Below are 20,848 nucleotides of genomic sequence, written 5' to 3' on the forward strand. Positions count from 1 at the left end.
ACGAGAGCGCACAGGAAGAGCAGCGGGACGAGCACCCGAGCCTTCGGGGAGGGCACCGCAGTTGTGCCGGGGACGGTCTCCGGCACATCGGTGCCCCGGTACGGCCGGGAGATCGAACCGATACCGGGAATCAGGCGGCGACGAGCTCCTGCTCCCGGTCCGGGGTCTTGACCTTGGGCTTCTTGTTCGGCAGCGAGAGCCGGAAAACCTTGTGCCAAGCGGAGAACACCTGCTTGGGCAGCGGGCCGGTGACGTATTCCAGCTCGTACTTCTGGAACAGCGCGCGCACCTTCACCGCGACCTCGGCGTACCGGTTGCTCGGCAGGTCCGGGAACAGGTGGTGCTCGATCTGGTGCGACAGGTTGCCGGTCATGAAGTGCATGGCCTTGCTGCCGCTGATGTTCGCCGAGCCCATCATCTGGCGCAGGTACCACTGGCCGCGCGTCTCGCCCTTGATCGAGCGGCGTTCGAAGACCTGTACGCCCTCGGGGAAGTGCCCGCACATGATCACCGAGTGGGACCAGAGGTTGCGGACCACGTTCGCGGTGAACGTGGCGGCGAGCGTGGTGAGGAACGACGGGCCCGACAGCAGCGGGTGGATCACGTAGTCCTTGAGTACCTGCTTGCGGATCTTGCGGCCCACGGCCTTGGCCCGCGCGCGGAACTCCGGGTCCTTGCGGCGGCGCTTGTGCAGGTTCTTGCCGAGCTCAAGGTCGTACGCCGCGATGCCGTACTCGAAGAAGCAGGCGTTGATGAAGTTCCACAGCGGCTGGCCGAGGTGGAACGGGTGCCACTTCTGGTCCTCGTCGACGCGCATGATGCCGTAGCCGAGGTCGTTGTCCTTGCCGATCACGTTGGTGTACGTGTGGTGCAGCTCGTTGTGCGAGTGCTTCCACTGCTCGGACGGCGAGACGTGATCCCACTCCCAGGTGGTGGAGTGGATCTTCGGGTCCCGCATCCAGTCCCACTGGCCGTGCAGGACGTTGTGGCCGATCTCCATGTTGTCCATGATCTTCGCCACGGACAGCCCGGCGGTGCCGAGCAGCCACGCGGGCGGGAAGATCGAGAACAGGAGCACGCCCCTGCTGGCCAGCTCGAGCGTGCGCTGCACCGAGATGACCTTGCGGATGTAGGCGGCGTCCTTTTCGCCGCGGTCGGCGATCACCTCGTCGCGGATCGCATCCAGCTCGCGGCCCAACTCCTCGATCTGCTCCGCGGTCAGGTGGGCGGTGGGGTCGATGGCGGTCAAGGTGCTCCTACCGTTCGATGTCGCAGGGGCCCGCCGCGGCGGACACGCAGGTCTGGATGAGGACGCCCGGCTCGGCCTCGGTGATCTCGCCGGTGCGCAGGTCGCGGATGGCGCCCGCCTTGAGCGGCGTGACGCAGCCGAAGCAGATGCCCATGCGGCACCCGGAGGGCATGAGCACGCCGGCCTCCTCGCCGATGTCGAGCAACGGCGTGGCACCGTCCGCGTCGACGGTCTTGCCGGTGGCGCTGAACGTGACCTCGCCGCCGTCGCCGGCGACGACGATGCCGGGGCGGAAGCGCTCGGTGTGCAGGCGCTCCTGGATGCCCTGTTCGGTCCAGTGTTCTTCGGCGGCGTCGAGCAGGCCCGCGGGCCCGCAGGCCCAGGTCTCGCGCTCGGTCCAGTCGGGCACGAGCTCGTCGAGACGGGCGATGTCGAGCATGCCGTCCGTGTCGGTGTGCACCTCGGTGAGCCGCAGCTTCTTGTCCGCGACCAGGCCGTGCAGTTCGTCGCGGAAGATCACGTCTTGCGGCTGTGGTGCGCAGTGGACCATGACGACGTCGTCGAGCTCGGTGTCGCGCAGCATGCCCATCACGGGCGTGATGCCGCTGCCGGCCGTCAGGTAGAGCACCTTGGCGGGCTTGGCCTGCGGCAGCACGAAGTCACCGGTCGCCTGGTCGAGCTGGATCAGCGTGCCCGGTTTCGCCCTGCGGACCAGGTGGTTGCTGACCTTGCCGTCCGGGATCGCCTTCACGGTGATCGTGACGCGGCCGTCCTGGCGGTTTGCCGGCGAGGTGAGGGAGTAGGCACGCCACAGGCGCACGCCGTCGACGTCGACCCCGATCCGCACGTACTGACCGGCTGTGTGGCCGCGCCAGCCCCGTCCCGGCCGGATCACGACCGTCGCGGCGTCGCGCGTCTCGGGGTGCACGGCCTCGATGCGCCCACGCAGGTCAGCGCCCGTACGCAGCGGCCTGACCAGGTCGAGGTAGTCCGACGGCAGCAGCGGCGTCGTGACCATCTCGAGCAGTTTCCACGCCCTGCTGCGGAGGGCTGTACTCGTCATGGCTCCAGCTTGCTGTGCCTCAAGGCGTAAAGTCCTGACCGCAGGACGTAAATCTGGTCGGCTAGATTGTTCGCAGGGAACAGAACGTGAGCCATGCAATCCGGAGGGCCAGCGAACTGGCCCTGGATGACACGACGGTCACCGCGCTTCGGGCCGCGCTGAAGACCACCGCCGACGAGGTCGTCCAGGCGATCATCGACGAGGTCCCTCCATACGCCAACGCCCTTTCGGGCCGCATGGGCGGCACCATCCGCCGAGCCGTCCGCACCGCCCTGGGCCACTACCTGGACCTCGCGAGCGGAAAGGCCACGGGCGGCGACGCCGGTGACGCGGCCTACGAGCTGGGCCGCGGCGAGGTGCGCGACGGCCGTTCGATGGACGCCCTGCTCAGCGCCTACCGCGTCGGCGCCCGCGTGGCCTGGCGATGCCTGGCCGCGGGTGCCGTACCCGCGGGTCTGCCCGCCGCCGAGGTCGCCAAGTTCGCCGAACTGACCTTCGCCTACATCGACGAGCTCTCCGCCGCGAGCGCCGCGGGCCACGCCGACGAACTGGCCGCCCGGGGCAGGGCCCACGAGCGCCACCTGGAACACCTGGCCCGCAAACTCCTCGCCGGCGCGAGCCCGGACGTGCTGCTGGCCTCTGTCCAACGGGCCGGGTGGCAGCCTCCGGTCTCGCTGACCGCGGTCCTGCTGCCCGCCGCCCAGGCCCGGCCCGCCTACCGCGCGCTCGACCCGAGCACCCTCGTCCTCGACGATCTGCCGGATGCCGCCGGTGTGCTCCTCGTCCCCGATGCCGACCGATCACATCTCCTGCGGCAGCTGACCGACCGCGCCGCCGTGGTCGGCCCGGCCCGGCCATGGACTCGTGCGTCCGCCTCGTACGCACGAGCCGTACGCGCCCGGTCCCTCTCCCCCGATATTCGCGACACCGAGGAGCACCTGCCGGAGCTGGTGCTGAGTGCCGACATGGACGCGTTCACAGACCTGCGTACCCGCGCCCTCGCACCGTTGCGGACCTTGCCTGTCGCGACCGCACAGCGGCTGGAGAAGACATTGCGGGCGTGGCTGCTGCACCAGGGCAGGCGGGAGGAGGTGGCGGCAGAGTTGTTCGTCCATCCCCAGACGGTCCGGTACCGGATGTCGCAGCTGCGGGAGCTGTTTCCGGACCTCGCATCGCCACAGCGGGTCCTCGAACTGACGCTGGCGGTCGGCCTCCGGGCCGGCTGACGCGTACTGGTGGTCACCACCAGCCCGCCGCACCCGGGCAACTGGTCCGGCATGCAAGGCAGCCCGGTCCTGCCTGCCCCCGCGGCCTGCCCTGACCACCGTCATCGAGGGCACCGTGCCGGGTCGTGCCCGCGCCCGCAAGCACGCCGGCCCGCGCACCACCGTCGACCCGAGCCCGGCGGCCGGCTCCTGCCGGGTCCACATCATCGTGCACGACAGCGGCCAGCCCGACGACGTACCCGCGCCGGCGGCCAACCGGCCCGAGCGCCGTTCTAACAGTCGTCTCAGGTTCGCTCGGTAGGAAGGAGGCATCGCCGGGCGACGCGGGTCTCGGCCTCGCCGGCATGGCCGAACGCGCAGCGCTCTACGGCGGCACGGTCTGCGTCGGCCCCGCATCGGACGGCGGCCGGACCGTCTACGCGACCCTGAAGGCAGCCATTCATGATCTCCGTGCTCGTGGTGGACGCCCAGCCGCTGCAGCGCTTCGGGTTTCGCATGCTGCTGGAGAGCACCCCCGACACCGAGATCGTCGGCGAGGCCGAGAACGGCGCCGAGGCTGTTCGGTGGACCACCAAGCTGCGTCCCGACGTGGTGCTGATGGACATCAGCATGCCAAACGTCGACGGGATCGAGGTCACCCGGCGCATCGTCGCCGCCGGTGGGCATTCGCGGATCCTGGTGCTGACGACGTCCGACGTGGACCGGTACGCGCTCGCCGCGCTGCGGGCCGGGGCGAGCGGTTTCCTGCTGAAGGACATCCGCCCGGAGGAGCTGCTCGCCGGCATCCGGGCCGTCGCCGCCGGGTCCGCGGTGATCGCGCCGGCGCTGACTCGGCGGCTGCTCGACGCGTTCGCCGACCGGCTCGGCGACGACCTCTGCGGGCCCGTGCGGGAGGATCCCCGGCTGGACTCCCTGACCGGCCGCGAGCGCGAGATCCTCGTCGCCATCGGCCACGGCCTCACCAACGGCGAGATCGCGCAACGGTTCACGCTGTCGGAGTCGACGGTGAAGACCCACGTCGGACGGGTCCTCGCCAAGATCGGCGCACGGGACCGGATCCAGGCCGTCATCCTCACCTACGACCTGAGACTCACCCGGCCGGTTTAGCGCTTCGTCTCGTGCGTCCGTCGGGGCGCGACCGCAGTTCCCAGCCGCACCGCTCCGGGCCGGTCCGCTCGGCGTGATCGACCGCTCCGCTGCCGGGTCCGCCTGCAGCCGCCCACGTCACCGCCCGTCCGACTGCCACGACCGAGGCTTTCCCCGAACGGCGATGTCGTGCTGATCGACCGGTGCGGCCACTGTCCCCGGGCCGGACGGCCCGCCGGGTTCCGGCGGGCCGCCGACACCTTTCTAGGCGGTCACGACCGAGTCGCCGCTGATCTTCACCGGGATCGGGATCAGGCCGGTGGTCGCCGGCCCTTTCTTCATGTCGCCGGTCGCGGCGTCGAAGACGCTGCCGTGGCCGGGGCATGTGATGGTGCCGCCCGCCGGTTGGGAAACGGTGACGCCCGCGTGCGGGCAGACCGGGTTGAGCCCTTTGACCTCGTTCTCCGACGGCCGGACGATCAGGACTTTGCCCGACGGCCCGTCCACGATCGCCCCGCTGCCGACCGGGACGTCGGCCAGCTTGGCCAACGGCGTGCCACCGGAGCCGGAGGATCCTCCGGCGGGCGGGTTGGCGGCGGGTGTCCCGGACGAGCAGGCGGCCAGGGAAGCCGGTGCGACCAGACCGGCTAGCAGGCCGCAGACAACCGCGCGGCGTTTGGGATCTGGCAAGACGATGCCTCCTGAGCGCAAACGGTGGTGTTTTTCGGCTTGTTGACCTCAGTGAGCTCACACACGTTCGACGCTTCGTCAGGACTTGCGGGGAGAGACCGTCATGATGCCGATGCACATCTCGTCGCCGGTGCCGTCGCCCCACACAACGTGGCGCGGCGGCAGCTTCTTCAGCTGCGGCAGCTGTTTGCGCAGCCCCGCGTCGTGCGTGCACGTCACCCGCAGCGTGTCCCCCGGACCGGCCTCCACCGGCGACGGCAGCTTCACCATCCGCTGGTTGTCGAAGTCGAACTGCGGCACGTCCAGCAGGACCTTGGCCTTCGGCGTGCCCGGGTTGAGTTCGACCTTCATGGACCGCCCGAGCATGTGCATGTGACCGAAACCGGCGAACACCGTCACCGGCTCCTCCACCTCGTGGTCGCAGGACTGGGTGTCGCCGGGCTTCGGCACGCCGCCCTCGTTGCACTCCTCCACCTGACGGTCCGCGAATTCGCCGACCTCCGGCCCGAACCGCTTCGTCACGTCCGCGATCGAGGCCGCCCGGTCACAGAGCGGACCCGACTCGTCGGCGGCACAGGGCAGGTCGGTCGGCGCGTCGAGCGACCACGTCTCGAGTTCCCGGGTCTGCGGCGTGCCGTCCGCCAGCCGCAGCCGCACCGCCGAGCGGTCCGACCCGCCCGGCTTGCCGTCGGTCGCGAGCAGGTTGTAGTGCATCTGGAGGATGATCAGGCTGCCCGGCTCCAGCTTGAAGCCGGCCTCCTGGTCGAGCAGCGTCTCCGTGGCGCCCGGCGCCCAGGTGTCCACCCACGCCGCGCCCGGGTCGGCGCCCTCGTCGTCGCCCTCCACGTCGGCGCCGTCCACGCCGGTCCCGCCGAAACACTGCCAGCCGAGGCCGGGAGTCTTCGCGTCCTGCTCGCGCACCGCGGCAGCGCCGCCCGGCGGCACCGCGTACACGATGCCGTGGTGCGCGATGGCGGCGTTCTCCGGTATGACCTGGGTTCCGGTCAGGAACGCCTCCTCGGTCAGGCCCGGATCGAGCACCTGGCACCGGTACTCGTCCACGGCGCCGTCCGGCGGCGCGGGCGTATAGGCCTCGGCCATTTTCAGGTCGACGAACCGCTCGCCGGCGCGCGGCGGCTGCGGTGGAGCCGACGACCCGCTCGCGTGCGCGCTGTGCGAGCCGGTCGCGGCGGGCGCCGCACTGTTGTCGGCGTCCGACCCGCAGGCGACGACAGCGAACGCCGTCGCCAGCGCGATGGTGGCCGCCCCGAACCTCCGCAGTGGACTTCCAGGTTTTGTCATAGCCTGAACGCTAGGCTCGATTCCGCCCTGTTTCGTCGTACTGTGGTCGTCATCTTCGGGAGGGAGGTGGTACCACGGTACTTCTCTCCGGACGCCGTTCGACACCCGCACGAGAATCAGGGTTCGTCGCAACTGGGCCCGACGTCATGCCCACGAAAGTCCGCCGGCGATGAACGGGAGCCGGACTCAGCTCAGAACCGACTTCTGCGCCTGCCTGACCGCGCGGGTCGACGCGCTGTCCGAGCTCACCGACGCGGTGCTCTGCACTGGTTGACCCGCCGCGTGGCCTGGATCGACCACGACGGGGACCTGCCCGTACTGCCCCGGCGCCGGCATCGGCAGAGCCGACCGCCACGCGCTCGCGAGCTCACTCGCCGAGGCTGACGAGTCCGGTCTCGTATCCGATGATCACGAGCTGGACGCGGTCGCGCGCGTTCAGCTTGCCGAGGATGTGACTGACGTGCGTCTTCGCCGTGAGCGGCGACATGTGGAGCGACTCGCCGATCTCGGAGTTGGTCTTGCCACGTGCGACCTCGGCGAGTACTTCGCGCTCGCGCTCGCTCAGGAGATCGAGAAGACCCGAGTCGCCGGTCGGTCGGCGAACGAAGTCGGCGACCAACCGCTTGGCCATCGCCGGTGAGATGAGGACGTCACCGTCGGCGGCGGCGGCGATGGCCTCGAGCAGGAGTCGCGGTGGGGTGTCCTTGAGCAGGAAACCGGAGGCACCGACTCTGAGCGCCTCGTAGACGTACTCATCGAGCGCGAAGGTGGTGAGCACGAGCACCTTGGTGGCGCTGAGCCGTTCGTCGCCGCAGATCGCTCGCGTCGCGGCGAGCCCGTCCATGCGAGGCATGCGGATGTCCATCAGCACGACGTCGGGGCGTGTCCGCCAGGTCTCGGCGATCGCCTGCGCGCCGTCGCCGACCTCACCGACGACCTTGATGCCGGGTTCGTTGGCGAGCAGTGATGCGAACCCGCGGCGCACCAACTCCTGGTCGTCGACGAGCAGCACGCGGATGTCGCGCCTCGCCACGGCAGGCGCGTCGAGCCGAGGGGTCATGCCTCCCACCCGCCGGGGATGTGGTAGGGCACGAACGCGTGCACCGTGAACCCGCCGTTGTCGGTGGGTCCGGCGTGGACGGTGCCACCGAGGAGCTCCGCTCGCTCGCGGATCGCGACCAGACCGATGCCGGTGCCCGGCGTCGTAACGCGTGCGGTGGCCGGGGCCTCGTTCGACACGGTGACGTGCACGCCGCCGTCTGCGTGCCGGAGCCGGACGACCGTGGGGACGTCGCCGGCGTGGCGGGCGACGTTGACCAGGCACTCGTGCACGATGCGGTGCACCGTCACCACGGTGCTCTCCGCCACGCCCGCAGGATAGTGACCGTCCTCGACCACCTCGACCTCCGTCGAGTGCCCGGCGGCAGCGACGACGTCGCTGAGGGTGGTGGTGGCCGCCGGTACCGGGCGAAGCGGGACCGACTCGTCGGACCGGAGGAGCCCGAGCAGGGATCTCAGCTCGTCGAGCGATCGTCTGCCTGCGTCGTTGATCTCGACGAGCGAAGTGCGAGCGGCGGCGGGATCGCGCTCGAACCCGTGGGCGGCGATGCCGGACTGGACGGTGATCGCCGACAGCGAATGGGCGACGATGTCGTGCAGGTCGTACGCGATGCGAAGGCGTTCCGCCTGGAGCCGCTCGGCGACCTGGCGTTCCAATCCGTCGGCTCGACGCCGCAGGTTGGAGCGACGGGCGTCGGCCGCGGCGATCGGGAGCAGGAGAACGGCTGAGTAGGTGACCCATTCGAACCAGAACGGCTCACCACCGGCCAGCGCCCCGAAGCCGGCGACGACGATCGCGACGAACGATCCGAACCAGATCACAGAGCGATCGTCGCTCCGGCGCACGAGACGGAACAGCGCCACGGCGAGCATCGGTCCCAGCGCGACCGGGCTGGAGGTCCATGCGAAGGAGACGACGGTCAGCACGCCGATCGCCACGACGGTGACCCGAGCGAACCGACCGGCGACGACGAGCAGCACTGCGGCGACGGCCGCGATCGCGATGCCTGGGAGCTCCCGTCCGGCCAGGACGTCCGGATCGAGGACGAACACGCCGATCGACACCGCCAACGCGGTGACGAGCGCAGCGAGATCGGCGCGACCGGTGCGGTGATCCGTGTGCGTCATGGCACCATCATCGTCGCGACCGATAGCGGGCGCATACTCCCACGGGAGGTCTCTGCACCTGGACCGGGCGTGGGCTGCCCGGTCCAGGTGCTGGACCGGGCGCATCAGCGGTCCCGGCCCACCAGCTCGAGCACAGGCACCCGGGAGACCCGGAACGCGGGCCACGCTGCGGCGGCCACGCCCGCTGCGACTGCGACGATCAGCGTCACTGCCAGACGGGGCCAGGGTACGACGACGGACGGGATCTCCGCGCCTCCGGTGACATCGATCATCGCCCAGCCGAAGGCGGCTCCGACGGCGATACCGATCGATGCCGCAACGAACGACAGGAGTGCCCCCTCGAGCCGCACGATGCGACGCAGCTCCCGGCGAGACGCCCCGACCGCTCGCAGCAGCCCGATCTCTCCAGAGCGTTCATTGATCGCGAGCGCCGTGGTGTTGGCGACTCCAAGAAGCGCGATGAAGCTCGCCAGAATGAGCATCCCGTCGATGAAGTACCCGAACGCGGCGATCTCGCTGCCGCTGCCGGCGACGTGTTCTTCCCGGGTCGCCAGGAACGCCCCGGGCGAATCCCGGACCAGGGCGCTCACGGCTTCCTCGGCGTCCGCCACCGCTCCGTCGGCGAGGTCGACGAGCACCTGCGCATCGAGCAGACGACCGACCGAGGCGTCGAGTGTCGCACGGTCGACGAAGTACGCCGGGGCTTCGAAACCGCCGGTGCTCCTCTCGACCACGGCAACGATCGGCGCTTCGATGGCCGATCGTTCGAACTCGATCTCCAGGGTTCCGCCGAGCAGCGCCGGGTCGTCACCGACCACGGCCACGCCTCCCGAGCCCAGGTCGGCGAGGTCGCCGGCGATCGGGTCGAGGTCGTACAGGGTGGGCAGTGCCGTCGGGTCGATGCCGCCGATCGCCTCGGCTTTCCCTGCCACGATTCCTTCGGCGATCGACAGCGCGGTTGCCGAGTCGACGTCGGGCAGCGCTGCTATCCGGCCGGCCAGGGTGGGGTCGATCGTCGAGAAGTCGGGGGTCGCCGACGTGACCACCAGGTCCGCCCGCAGTCCCTCACGGACGTCCGTTCCCACCGCGCTCGTCAGTGAGCTCGCGAAGATCGAGAATACCGTCACCATGGCGATTCCGAGCATGAGCGCGAGCGCCGTCGATGCCGATCGGCGGGGGCTCGCAGCCAGGTTGCCCGCTGCGATCGAGCCGGGCGCACCGGCGGCACGGCGGGCAGCCGGAGAGCTCCAACGTGCTGAAGCTGTCACGATCGCCGGGCCGCACAGCACGAGCGCCGGGACAATGGCAGCGGCGAGCATGAGCCACACTGGGTTCGAGCCCACCACAGCCACAGTTCCTCCAGCGATCGCCGCCGCGGCGAGCACGAGTCCGCTTGCAGTCCGCGCTCGGCTCACGACCCGAGGTTCCGCCGCGCTCTCGCGCAGCGCCTCGATCGGTGGTGTCGCCGCCGCGCGGCGAGCCGGGATCCATGCCGAGAGGATCGTTGCGCCTATACCGACGGTCGCGGCGATGGCGATCGAGGTCGGGCTCACGATCGTCGGCCCGGTGATCAGGCTGACCCCGGTGAGTCCGACGACCCAGCGCAGCGCGCCCACTCCCGCGACCCCGCATACGAGGCCGGCGAGCGTGGCGATCGTTCCGACGAACGCCGCCTCGATCACCACTCCGCCGAGCACTTGGCGTCGTTCCGCACCGATCGCACGCAGCAGTCCCGACTCCCGCCGGCGGCGGGCGACGGTGAGCACGAACGTGTTGAAGATGATCGTCACGCCGATCAGAATCGCGACCACGGCGAAGGCCAGGAGGAACACGTTCAGGAACTGCAGCGGTGACGTCGCGGCGTCCTGCTTCGTGCGGATGTAGTCGGGTCCGTCGACGACCTCGGCATCGGACAGCTCCGACAGTCGGCCGAGCACCTCGGTGCGGTCGGCACCCTCCGCGACGTCGACGAGCACCTCGGTCGGCGCCGCCGTGTCGAGCCAGGCGGACACCGCTCCGTCGGCCAGCAGAACCGTGCGCTGCAGCGGTGCCGCGTCCGCCGACGCGAACGTCGCGATACCGGTGATGGTCGCGTCGTGCATGCCCGTCGCGGTCAGGACCTGGACGACGTCACCCGGAGCCACGCCTGCGTCATCGGCGAGCGATCGATCGATCGCGATCTCTCCGACCTCGGTCGGTGGCTGCCCGCTCGCGAGCCGGAACGGATTGAGCGCCGGGTCGGCGACCCAGTTGCGACCGACGTCGCTCGCCGTGCCGGTTCCGACCGTTGATCCGTCGACGACCAGCTTCGCGAAGCCGGCCCATTGCGGGGCGGCCCCGTCGACGCCGTCGACCGCAACCACGCGCTCGGTGATGTCGGGATCCAGTGATTGCCGAACCGACCTGGCGGGATCTCCCGGTCCTCCGCCGGGCTCGCCGAGGGAAACACCCTGCACCACGGCGTCCGTCCCGGCCAACGCTTCGGCGATATCGCCGGCCGCTCGGCCGCGCATCGAGTCGGACAGCACCAGCGTCGCGGCGAGGAACGCCACCGACAGTGCGATCGCCGTGCCGGTGAGCAGGAACCGGCCCCGGCTCGCGAACACGCTCCGGGCCGCGCTCCGCACCATCTGGCTCATCGCCCCAGGCCCTTCATCACGTCGAGCACCGAATCGGCCGACGGGCGGTCCATCACGTCGTGCACTCTGCCGTCGACGACGAACACGACGTGGTCCGCCCAGGCAGCGGCGTTGGGATCGTGCGTGACCATCACGATCGACTGATGACGCTTGTCGACCGCTGAGCGCAGGTATCCGAGGATCTCCTGTCCGGACCGGGTGTCGAGGTTGCCGGTGGGCTCGTCGGCGAACACCACGTGTGGCCGGGCGACCAGCGCCCGGGCGATGGCGACGCGCTGTTGCTGGCCGCCCGAGAGCTCCGTCGGCCGATGATGCATGCGATCACCGAGGCGCAGCATCGACACGACCTGATCGAGCACTCCTTCGCCCGGCCGGCGGCCCGACAAGGTCAACGGCAGGCAGATGTTCTCCTCGGCCGTGAGGGTCCCAACGAGATTGAGCGTCTGGAACACGAACCCGATCCGTTCTCGGCGCAGCATGGTCAGTCCGCGGTCGTCGAGGGTCGACAGATCGGTGTTGCCGATGAAGGCGCGGCCCGACGTCAGTCGATCCAGCCCGGCGGCGCAGTGCATCATCGTCGACTTTCCCGAACCCGACGGGCCCATCACAGCCGTGAACTTCCCCGCCGGGAACGCGATGGTGACGTCGTCGAGAGCGACGACGGCCGACTGGCCGGAGCCGTATCGCTTGACTGCGCCGACGAGCCTGGCCGCAGCGTCATCAGCGTTGGATGACAGCGCGCTCCCGGACTGCCCATCGACGACCGGGGATTGCGGATGTGGGGACACGAGACCTCCGATGAGTGGTTGGTGTCCGCCACGATGCTGGCGGCCGCCGGCGGCCGCATCCGCCCACAGGAGGTGACGCGTACTCGCGCGGGACTACATGAGCGACCGAACGGCCGACCTTGGTGGCCGACGATCCGGCCGAGGATTGTGACGGTGGTCACGCTCGACGATCACGTACAGCACGACGGGCCTCGACGTGATCCGCTGCTGAACCGGCCGGTCATCGCTGCGATCGCGGAGGGCCGCGCCGGAGGCGGGCAACGACCCGGCGAGCAGGTCGGCCGCGGCGACTTGCCCGACGAGAGACGCAGCGTCCGCGTCAGGCACGGTGGGCACACCGGGGTCGACCGCGACGGCGGTCAGGGTCAAGTCGTCGGCCGTCGCCGTCGCCGTCGCCCCGAAGGGCACGTCACGGGCGAGTATCACGACGTCGGACCGGTCCCCGGCCGAGGTCACGAGCCAGACCCCGCGAGGATCGCCGAAGGGCTGGCGGTGTCGTGGCACACCGCCGGCCAAGTGGTGCCGGCCGAGGGCCACCGGGTCCTGATCGACGACCCGCACCGGTTCGACGCCGTCGCGGTGATCGGCGTCGATGAACACGTGTGGCGTCACGCCCGCCGCGGGGACAAGGACGTCACACGTGTTCATCGACCTCACCCCGATCCGCGACGGGACTGGCCCGGCGAGGTTGCTCGACGTGGGCCCGACGGTCGGCGCCCTTTGGTCCTGCGCCACACGCCGGGGCCGGGGCCGGCGCATCGCGGTGTCCTGCCCCGGCGGTGAGCCGCGCGGGGCCATGCCCGAGGGCCGCCGTCCCTTGTCCTGCGCCGCGCCGCCGGGGCGGGTCAGCACGCCGCGGTGTCCTCCCCGGCGGTGAGCCGCGCGACCGGGGCGGGCGGGGCCGCGGCCGGAAGGTCGACCCGAAGCAGCGCGCCACCGCGTGCGGAGCGGGCGACGGTGGCCCGGCCGCCGTGGGCGTCGACGACCCGCTGCACGATCGACAGCCCCAGACCGGATCCCGGCAACGCCCGGGCGCTGTCGGCACGGTAGAACCGGTCGAACACCCGCGGTACGTCGGCGGCGTCGATGCCCGGCCCGGCGTCGTCGACCTCGAGCACCGCCGATGCGCCCTCGGCGTGTAGCCGGACCTGGACCGGCTGGTCCGCGGGGGACCACTTGCCGGCGTTGTCGATGAGGTTGAGCACCGCCCGCTGGAGCGCAGCGGGACGCCCGCTCACCCACACAGAGGTCACGTCGAGCGCGACCTCGACGTCGGGCTCGCGGGAACGCGCCCGGGTCGCGGCGGCCACCACCACGTCGGCGAGGTCGAGCACCTCGGTGCTCTCGTCGCTGACGTCACCGCGCGCCAGGTCGGTCAGCTCGGCGACAAGGGTGCTCAACTCGGCCACTTGAGCGCCGAGATCGTTGAGCAGCCGGGTCCGGCTCTCCGCCGGCAGTGCGCTCTCCAGGGTGCCGCGCCGGTCGAGCCGGATCAGCAGCTCGACGTTGAGGCGCAGGCTGGTGAGCGGGGTCTTGAGCTCGTGGGCGGCGTCCTCGGCGAGCAGCCGCTGGGCCCGCCGGGAGTCCCGGAGCGCGGCGAGCATGTCGTTGATCGACTGGATCAGCCGCCGGATCTCCCCACCGCCCTCATCCGGGATGTCGGCGTCGAGATCCCGGGTGCGCGCGACACGTACCGCGGCGGCGGCCAGCCGGTCGATCGGTGCCAGCCCGGTCCGCGCCACGGTCCGCCCGACAAGGGCGCCGCCGACCACGCAGAGCAGCCCGATCAGCAGCATGCCCAACCCGAACTGGTTGATCGGGCCGTCGTCGACGACGCGGGCCACCTGGACCGCGCCGTCGCCCGCCCGCAGCGTGTAGATGCGGTAGCCGTCCTCGTCGCTGTCGTTCGACTCCATCAGGTCGGCCGACGCGCCCTGCGCCACGCGCCCGGCGTGCTCGCTGACCGGAGGCAGCGCGGGTTGGCCGGCCGGCGTCCGGATCGAGCCGTCGGGCAGGATGACCCGCACCAGCCGGCCGGACCCCGGATACGGCGGTAGCCGGACCTGCGCCAGACCGGCGCGCTCCGCGTTCGCCGCCAGGACGCGGGAGTCGGCGCGCAGCTGATTCTCGGCGGTGTCCCGCAGCTCCCAGTCCAGTAGCTCGCTGGCCACCTGGAAGGCCACGAACACGCTGACCGCGATGGCCGTCGCCGCGATCACCGTCAGCCTGGTCCGCAGGGACCGCCGGCGCCACCATCGGGTCAGCCGGCGCGGTTCCCGGCCGGCGGGCCTGCTCACGGAGGGGTCTCCCGCAACGTGTATCCCAGGCCGCGCAGCGTGTAGAGCAATCGCGGCTCACCCTCGGCCTCCATCTTGCGGCGCAGGTAGCTCACGTATACCTGGAGGTTGTTGGCGGTGGAGCTCATGCCGAAGCCCCAGATCGCCTCCAGCAGCGCGTCGCGGGTCAAGACCCGGGTCGCGTTGCACACGAGGACCTGCAGGAGGGAGAACTCGGTGCGGGTCAGGCGCAGCGGCCGCCCGCCCCGCCACGCCTCGAACCTGTCGGGATCGAGCCGGACGTCGGCGAACGACAGGATCTGCGACTCCTCGCCGGTCGGCGTGCGCCGGCGCAGCAGGGCCCGCACCCGGGCCAGCAACTCCTCGGTGGCGAACGGCTTGGGCAGGTAGTCGTCGGCGCCCGCGTCCAGCCCCGCGACCCGGTCGGAGACCTGGTCACGGGCGGTCAGCATCAGCACCGGAAGATCCCGACCCGCGGCCCGCAGCCGCCGGCAGGTCTCCAACCCGCCGAGGCGGGGCATCATCACGTCGAGGAGCAGCAGATCCAGCGTGTCACCGCCGGCCCCATCGATCCCGTCGAGCACGGCGAGACCGTTGGCGACGATGCTGGTGTCGTAACCCTCGACCTGGAGCACCCGCTCCAGCGACGCACGGATGGCCGGGTCATCATCCGCGATCATGATCCGCACGTCGGCCCGCCCCCTTCCAGTCGATGTTTTTGCCGCTCATTCTCTCCGGTCAACCTGAGACCAGGATTAGAGCGTCGCCGCTGTGGTGCCCGCGGGCCGTGCGCATAGGGGCTGCCGGCGGGTAGGCCGCTGGGCAGGATGTTGTCTTCGTATCCGTCGCGGCCGGCCAGGTGGATCGCGAAACCCCGGATGCTCGCCGAGCCGTTGTATCGCAGCCGGTTATGCGCCAGGGCGCCCGGATGGCCGCGTCGGGCGTCACGGCGGAGGTGCCGGACCCGCTCCGTGCCACGACGAGGCGGGCGGGTGCGGGGAGCGGAGCACGAGCAGGGTGATCTCGCTGGGGGCGAAGACGCGGAACGGCGGGCCCCAGAAGCCGGTGCCGCGGCTGGTGTAGAGGAGCGTGCGGGCACCGTGGCGGCTGAGGCCGGCGAGGGCGGGCTGGTCGAGGCGGACCAGGTGGTGGAAGGGCCAGATCTGGCCGCCGTGGGTGTGGCCGGAGAGCTGGAGGTCGACGCCGCCGGCCGCCGCCCGGTCGACGAACGCGGGCTGGTGCGCCAGGAGCAGGACGGGCAGCTCGGGGTCGGCGCCCTGCAGAGCGCCGGCGAGATGGGCGCCGTGGCCCGGCAGGCCGGAGGACTCGGCGGTGACATCGTCCACGCCGGCCACCACGAGGGTGTCGCCGCCGCGTTCGAGCAGCAGGTGCCGGTTGCGGAGTGGCTCCCAGCCCAGCTCGTCCATCAGGTCGACCCAGCCCTGGGCCTCGCTGTAGTACTCGTGGTTGCCGGTGACGTACACCCGGGCGCGGGTGGCCCGCACCGTGCCGAGGGGGGCGGCCTGGGCGCGGCGGCGCTGGGCCGTGCCGTCCGCGATGTCGCCGGTGTGGCAGACCAGGTCGGCGTCCAGCTCGTTCACCTTCTCGCACACTCGGGCCGACCAGCGCGCGCGGTCGAGGGGGCCGTAGTGGGTGTCCGTGATGAGGGCGACGCGCAGACCGTCCAGCCCCGCGCCCAGCCGCGGAAGGCGCACGTCCAGCCGGCGCACGCGGGGCACGCGGCGGGCCTCGGCGTAACCCCAGGCGAGCAGCACGGCGGTGGTGCAGAGGACGGCCCAGGTGACGATGCGGGCCCGGTCCTGGCTGTCGCCGGCGCCGGTCACGGCCAGGGCGGACCTCAGGAGGACACCGAGCAGCACGGACCAGGTGAACAGAACCCAGCTGGCACCCAGCAGGGTGTCACCGATGATCGCCGCCCGGTCCTGCTGGCGCCGGCCGTGGCCGCGCGCCATCGCGAGCGGCACACCGACGAGGCCGAGAGCGAACAGGGCGGTACCGGAGAGCGTGACGGGCAGGGGCCAGCGCTGGCCGCCGTACAGCAGCACCCAGCAGGGCACGGCCCACAGCAGGAGGGGGGCCATCAGGGGTATGAAGCGCATCAGGCGGTGCAGCAGCCGGCCGGACCGCGGCTCTCGCGCCTCCTCCTCGGCGGGCCGGGTGTCGCTGGTGTCGGTCACGCTTCCCCTCCCTGGCCGGGCTGCCGTCCCTCGTACGGTATCCGGCCGTCCCCGGGCGCCGTCCGGCGCGCTGCCGCCGGCCGCTTCCGTGTCCTTGCCCGTCGCTGCCCCGCCGCAGCCCTGCCGGTTCGCGGCCGCGGGAGGTCACACGGGGTCGTCCGGCAGGCCGGGAGAGCGGGCGATCTCCTCCTCGGCGGCTTCGATGATGGCCAGGATGGCGGCCGCCGCGGCCGCGGGATCGCGGGCCTCGACAGCCCGCACGACGGCGCGGTGGCGCGGCAGCGAGGCCGCCACCGCGCCGGGGGTCCGGGTGCTGACGAGGAAGCTGTGCTCCAGCGCGATGCCGACGGCGCGGCCCAGCGAGCCGAGGAGACGGTTGCCGCCGGCGTCCAGCAGGGCCCGGTGGAAGGCGATGTCGGCCTCGACGTAGCCGCCGAGGCCGGGGTCCGCCGCCGCGGCCTCCATGGCGGCCAGCGAGTCGTACAGGGCTCGTACGCGCTCGGGTCCGGCCCGTTCGGCGGCGAGGCGCGCCGCCCCGGGCTCGACGATCCGGCGCAGCTCACTCGTGTCGCGCAGCAGGGCCGTGGCGTTCCCGGTCTGCCGCCAGCGCAGCACGTCACGGTCCAGGTGGTTCCACTGCTCCGGGGGCAGCACGCGCGTGCCGGTGCGCGGACGCACGCGCAGCATCCCCTTGGCCACCAGCGCCTTGACCGCCTCCCGCACCACTCCCCGGCTGACACCGATCTCGGCCGCGAGCACGTCCTCCACCGGCAGCGGATCTCCCGGCCCCCACACGCCACCGGCGATGCGCCGCCCGAGTTCGTCGACCACGCGCTGGTGCATGGTCAGGAAGTGCTGCTCCACGATCTCTGCCCGCCCTCTGGACGCCATTCATCGAATCATTTAATGATTGCGGTACAGGGTACGGCCCGGGGGCCCGCACCCGGCAACACCCCATCGCGCAACGCCCCGTCGCGCAGCGGACCGTCGCGCAGCGGACCGCCCTCACCGCCACCACGTACGCCGGAGCCACGGGAGTGCCACATGACCGACGGTCAGCAGACGAGCCGCCGCAGCCAGGCGTGGTTCGGCGCACAGGGCCGCAGCGGGATGCTGTACCGCTCCTGGATGCGCAACCAGGGGTTCGGGCACGAGGTGTTCGACGGGCGGCCCGTCATCGGCATCGCCACCAGCGCCTCCGAACTCGCCCCGTGCAACGCCCATCTGACCCGCGTCGCCGAAGCCGTCAAGCGCGGTGTGTGGCAGGCGGGCGGCTTTCCCCTCCAGTTCCCCACCATGGCCACCGGCGAGACCCTGATGCGCCCCACCGCCATGCTGTACCGCAACCTCATGGCCATGGAGGTCGAGGAGCTGATCCGGGCCAATCCGCTCGACGGCGTCGTGCTGCTGTCCGGCTGCGACAAGACGACCCCCGCCATGCTCATGGGCGCCGCCAGCGTCGACCTGCCCGCCGTCATGGTCACCGGCGGGCCGATGCTCAACGGCAAGTACCGCGGCCAGGACGTGGGATCCGGCACCCACGTGTGGAAGTTCGAGGAGGACCTGAAGACCGGGCGGATGACCGAGGAGGAGTGCTTCTTCGCGGAAGGGTGCATGGCCCGTTCGAGCGGCCACTGCATGACCATGGGGACCGCCTCCACGATGGCCTGCATGGCCGAGGCGCTCGGCATGCAGCTGCCGGGCTCGGCGGCCTGGCCCGCGGTCGACTCCCGGCGGATGGAGACAGCGCAGGCGGCGGGGCAGCGCATCGTGCGGATGGTGGAGGAGGAGCTGCGCCCCTCGCGGATCCTCACCCGGGAGGCGTTCGAGAACGCCATCCGGGCCAACGCGGCCATCGGCGGCTCCACGAACGCCATCATCCATCTCACCGCCATCGCCGGCCGCGTCGGCGTCGAGCTGGGCCTGCGGGACTTCGACGAGCTGGTCCGGGCGGTGCCGACCCTGGTCAACCTGATGCCCAGCGGCCGGTATCTCATGGAGGACTTCTGCTACGCGGGCGGCCTGCCCGCCGTCATCGCCGAACTGCTCGGCGGCGGGCTGCTGCACGGCGAGCAGATCACGGTCACCGGGCGCACCCTCGCCGAGAACACCGAGACCGCCGAGCGCGTCGGCTCCGAGGTCATCACCCCCCTCGGCGCCCCCTTCCAGCCGGCCGGCACCGGTATCGCCGTCCTCCGCGGCAACCTGTGCCCCGACGGCGCCGTGATCAAGCAGTCCGCGGCGTCCCCGCACCTGCTCACCCACCGCGGCCCGGCGCGCGTCTTCGACTCCCCCGAGGCCTACCACGCCGTGGCCGACGACCCGGACCTCGACGTCGACGAGAACACCGTCATCGTCATCCGCAACGCCGGCCCCAAGGGCTACCCCGGGATGCCCGAGGTGTCCAACGTCCCGCTCCCCGCCAAGCTGCTGAAGGCCGGCGTCACGGACATGGTGCGCGTCTGCGACGGCCGCATGAGCGGCACCGGATACGGGACGGTGGTCCTGCACGTGGCGCCCGAGGCCGCCGTCGGCGGACCACTCGCCCTGGTGCGCGACGGGGACCCCGTCGTCCTCGACGTCCCGGACCGCACCCTGCGTTTGGACGTGGACGACGCCGAGCTCACCCGGCGCCGGGAGGCCTGGCGGGCACCCGCCGGGCGGTACGCCGGCGGCTACGCCTGGCTCTACACCCAGCACGTGGAACAGGCCGACCGGGGCGCCGACTTCGGCTTCCTGCGCGGAAGCCGGGGACACGAGGTCCCCCGCGACTCCCACTGACCCCGCCCCGGGGCACCGCGCCCACTTTCGCGTCACCTCGCGCCCTCTTGCCTCAGCTCGCGCCCCTTCGAAGCCAGGAGAGCATCGTGGAATCGGCAGCAGCGCGCCCCCGCCGGGCGCTCACCCCCGGCTCCGTCCTGCCGGAGGACGCCGGCCGGGCCGCCCTCGTCGCGCGCGTCCACGACCCGGAGTGTGACGGCCCGTGCGTCGCCGCGGTCCGCGGTGAGCACGTCGTCGACCTGACCGCCCTCGCACCCACCGTCTCCGGCCTCATGGAGCGCGAGGACGCGGCGGCGGTCGTCCGCGAGGCCGGCGGAGGGCAGGTCTGGCCCCTGGACGAACTGCTGGAGGCACCGTCCGGCCGCCGTGACGTCCCGCATCTGCTCGCCCCCGTCGACCTGCAGGTGATCAAGGCCGCGGGGGTCACCTTCGCCCGGAGTCTGCTGGAACGCGTCATCGAGGAGCGCACGGGCGGCGATCCGGCGCAGGCCGAGCGGGTGCGGGCCCGCGTCGGGCAGGTGGTGGGCGGCGCGCTCGACGGCATCCGCCCCGGGTCGCCGGAGGCGGAGCGGGCCAAGGAACTGCTCCTCGCCGAAGGGCTGTGGTCGCAGTACCTGGAGGTCGGGATCGGGCCGGACCCGGAGGTGTTCACCAAGGCCCCGGTGCTGTCCGCGGTCGGCACCGGCGCCGACATCGGCGTGCTCTCCGCCTCGGTGTGGAACAACCCCGAGCCCGAGGCCGTGCTCGTCGTGGACTCGCGCGGCCGGGTACGCGGCGCGACGCTCGGCAACGACGTCAACCTCCGCGACATCGAGGGACGCAGCGCCCTGCTGCTGTCCCGCGCGAAGGACAACAACGCCTCCTGCGCGATCGGCCCGTTCATCCGCCTCTTCGACGAGGACTTCGGCCTCGACGCCGTACGCGGGCTCGACATCGACCTGCGGATCGACGGCCCGGACGGCTACGTCCTGCACGGCAGCAGCTCCCTGCGCGAGATCAGCCGCGACGTCCTGGACCTGGTGGCCGCCACGCACGGTCCGCACCACCAGTACCCGGACGGCTTCGTGCTGTTCACCGGCACGCTCTTCGCCCCCACCGAGGACCGGAAGACGCCCGGCGCGGGCTTCACCCACGAGTACGGCGACCTCGTGCGGATCTCCAGCCCGCGCCTCGGCGCCCTGGTCAACACCGTCGTCCCCAGCGAACAGGCCGCGCCGTGGACGTTCGGCGTCGGAGCGCTGATGCGCAACCTCGCCCGGCGCGGGCTGCTGTGAGACGAACGGCCCGGAGACCACCAGGGGCCCGGCCCCGCGGGCCCCGTGTGCGGCGCCGCCGCTGCTCC

General features: G+C 71.6%; 16 protein-coding genes and 1 pseudogene. 5 read left to right on the top strand and 12 right to left on the bottom strand.

The features are described 5' to 3' along the window. Window positions 1-130: 130 nt before the first annotated feature. Both SXIN_RS03550 and SXIN_RS03555 read right to left on the bottom strand, forming a co-directional pair. Window positions 131-1,249, bottom strand: coding sequence for a fatty acid desaturase family protein (locus tag SXIN_RS03550; RefSeq protein WP_019710603.1), 1,119 nt, complete (start codon window positions 1,247-1,249; stop codon window positions 131-133). 7 nt (window positions 1,250-1,256) lie between these two features. Continuing rightward, complete coding sequence (locus SXIN_RS03555; protein ID WP_039822967.1) at window positions 1,257-2,312, bottom strand: ferredoxin reductase; 1,056 nt, start codon at window positions 2,310-2,312, stop codon at window positions 1,257-1,259. An 86-nt stretch (window positions 2,313-2,398) separates the two neighbouring features. On the opposite strand from SXIN_RS03555, the gene SXIN_RS03560 reads away from it, so the two are divergent. Together SXIN_RS03560 and SXIN_RS03565 are read left to right on the top strand one after the other, a co-directional pair. After that, window positions 2,399-3,538 (top strand): PucR family transcriptional regulator, encoded by a 1,140-nt coding sequence (locus SXIN_RS03560; protein ID WP_019710605.1) that lies wholly within the window; start codon window positions 2,399-2,401, stop codon window positions 3,536-3,538. Window positions 3,539-3,979: 441 nt separating this feature from the next. Further along, entirely contained in the window at window positions 3,980-4,645 is a 666-nt protein-coding gene (locus SXIN_RS03565) for a response regulator (RefSeq protein ID WP_019710606.1), read from the top strand. Between the two features lie 243 nt (window positions 4,646-4,888). On the opposite strand, the gene SXIN_RS03570 is transcribed toward SXIN_RS03565, so the two are convergent. The 6 genes from SXIN_RS03570 to SXIN_RS03595 all read right to left on the bottom strand — a co-directional run bounded on the left by SXIN_RS03570 (window position 4,889) and on the right by SXIN_RS03595 (window position 12,179). Next, entirely contained in the window at window positions 4,889-5,314 is a 426-nt protein-coding gene (locus tag SXIN_RS03570; RefSeq protein WP_238153664.1) for a Rieske (2Fe-2S) protein, read from the bottom strand. Window positions 5,315-5,392: 78 nt separating this feature from the next. After that, complete coding sequence (locus SXIN_RS03575) at window positions 5,393-6,616, bottom strand: monooxygenase (protein WP_050931010.1); 1,224 nt, start codon at window positions 6,614-6,616, stop codon at window positions 5,393-5,395. A gap of 367 nt (window positions 6,617-6,983) precedes the next feature. Further along, entirely contained in the window at window positions 6,984-7,676 is a 693-nt protein-coding gene (locus tag SXIN_RS03580) for a response regulator transcription factor (RefSeq protein WP_050931012.1), read from the bottom strand. Next, the gene (locus SXIN_RS03585; RefSeq protein ID WP_019710611.1) at window positions 7,673-8,803 is read right to left on the bottom strand and encodes a sensor histidine kinase; all 1,131 of its coding nucleotides are present in this window, start codon (window positions 8,801-8,803) and stop codon (window positions 7,673-7,675) included. Before SXIN_RS03585 ends, SXIN_RS03580 begins: the two co-directional genes overlap by 4 nt. A gap of 104 nt (window positions 8,804-8,907) precedes the next feature. After that, window positions 8,908-11,442: an ABC transporter permease gene (locus SXIN_RS03590; protein WP_019710612.1), complete on the bottom strand. Its 2,535-nt coding sequence runs from the start codon at window positions 11,440-11,442 to the stop codon at window positions 8,908-8,910. Then, a complete protein-coding gene (locus tag SXIN_RS03595; RefSeq protein WP_039822979.1) occupies window positions 11,439-12,179 on the bottom strand; it encodes an ABC transporter ATP-binding protein in 741 nt (246 codons plus the stop codon). Before SXIN_RS03595 ends, SXIN_RS03590 begins: the two co-directional genes overlap by 4 nt. Before the next feature lie 519 nt (window positions 12,180-12,698). On the opposite strand from SXIN_RS03595, the pseudogene SXIN_RS03600 reads away from it, so the two are divergent. Then, a pseudogene (locus tag SXIN_RS03600) lies at window positions 12,699-12,930 on the top strand (ISL3 family transposase); the annotation flags it as partial. Window positions 12,931-13,075: 145 nt separating this feature from the next. Here the strand turns inward: SXIN_RS03600 and SXIN_RS03605 are convergent. The 4 genes from SXIN_RS03605 to SXIN_RS03620 all read right to left on the bottom strand — a co-directional run bounded on the left by SXIN_RS03605 (window position 13,076) and on the right by SXIN_RS03620 (window position 17,616). Then, a complete protein-coding gene (locus tag SXIN_RS03605) occupies window positions 13,076-14,527 on the bottom strand; it encodes a HAMP domain-containing sensor histidine kinase (protein ID WP_095756574.1) in 1,452 nt (483 codons plus the stop codon). Then, window positions 14,524-15,216 (bottom strand): response regulator transcription factor, encoded by a 693-nt coding sequence (locus tag SXIN_RS03610; protein WP_019710615.1) that lies wholly within the window; start codon window positions 15,214-15,216, stop codon window positions 14,524-14,526. Before SXIN_RS03610 ends, SXIN_RS03605 begins: the two co-directional genes overlap by 4 nt. Before the next feature lie 255 nt (window positions 15,217-15,471). Continuing rightward, window positions 15,472-16,725: a metallophosphoesterase gene (locus SXIN_RS03615; protein ID WP_019710616.1), complete on the bottom strand. Its 1,254-nt coding sequence runs from the start codon at window positions 16,723-16,725 to the stop codon at window positions 15,472-15,474. Between the two features lie 144 nt (window positions 16,726-16,869). Further along, entirely contained in the window at window positions 16,870-17,616 is a 747-nt protein-coding gene (locus SXIN_RS03620; protein WP_039822969.1) for a FadR/GntR family transcriptional regulator, read from the bottom strand. Window positions 17,617-17,769: 153 nt separating this feature from the next. On the opposite strand from SXIN_RS03620, the gene SXIN_RS03625 reads away from it, so the two are divergent. Continuing rightward, the gene (locus SXIN_RS03625) at window positions 17,770-19,506 is read left to right on the top strand and encodes an IlvD/Edd family dehydratase (RefSeq protein ID WP_019710618.1); all 1,737 of its coding nucleotides are present in this window, start codon (window positions 17,770-17,772) and stop codon (window positions 19,504-19,506) included. A gap of 86 nt (window positions 19,507-19,592) precedes the next feature. Continuing rightward, entirely contained in the window at window positions 19,593-20,780 is a 1,188-nt protein-coding gene (locus SXIN_RS03630; protein ID WP_019710619.1) for a fumarylacetoacetate hydrolase family protein, read from the top strand. Window positions 20,781-20,848: the final 68 nt, after the last annotated feature.

It is taken from the genome of Streptomyces xinghaiensis S187, from assembly GCF_000220705.2.
Classification (GTDB): domain Bacteria; phylum Actinomycetota; class Actinomycetes; order Streptomycetales; family Streptomycetaceae; genus Streptomyces; species Streptomyces xinghaiensis.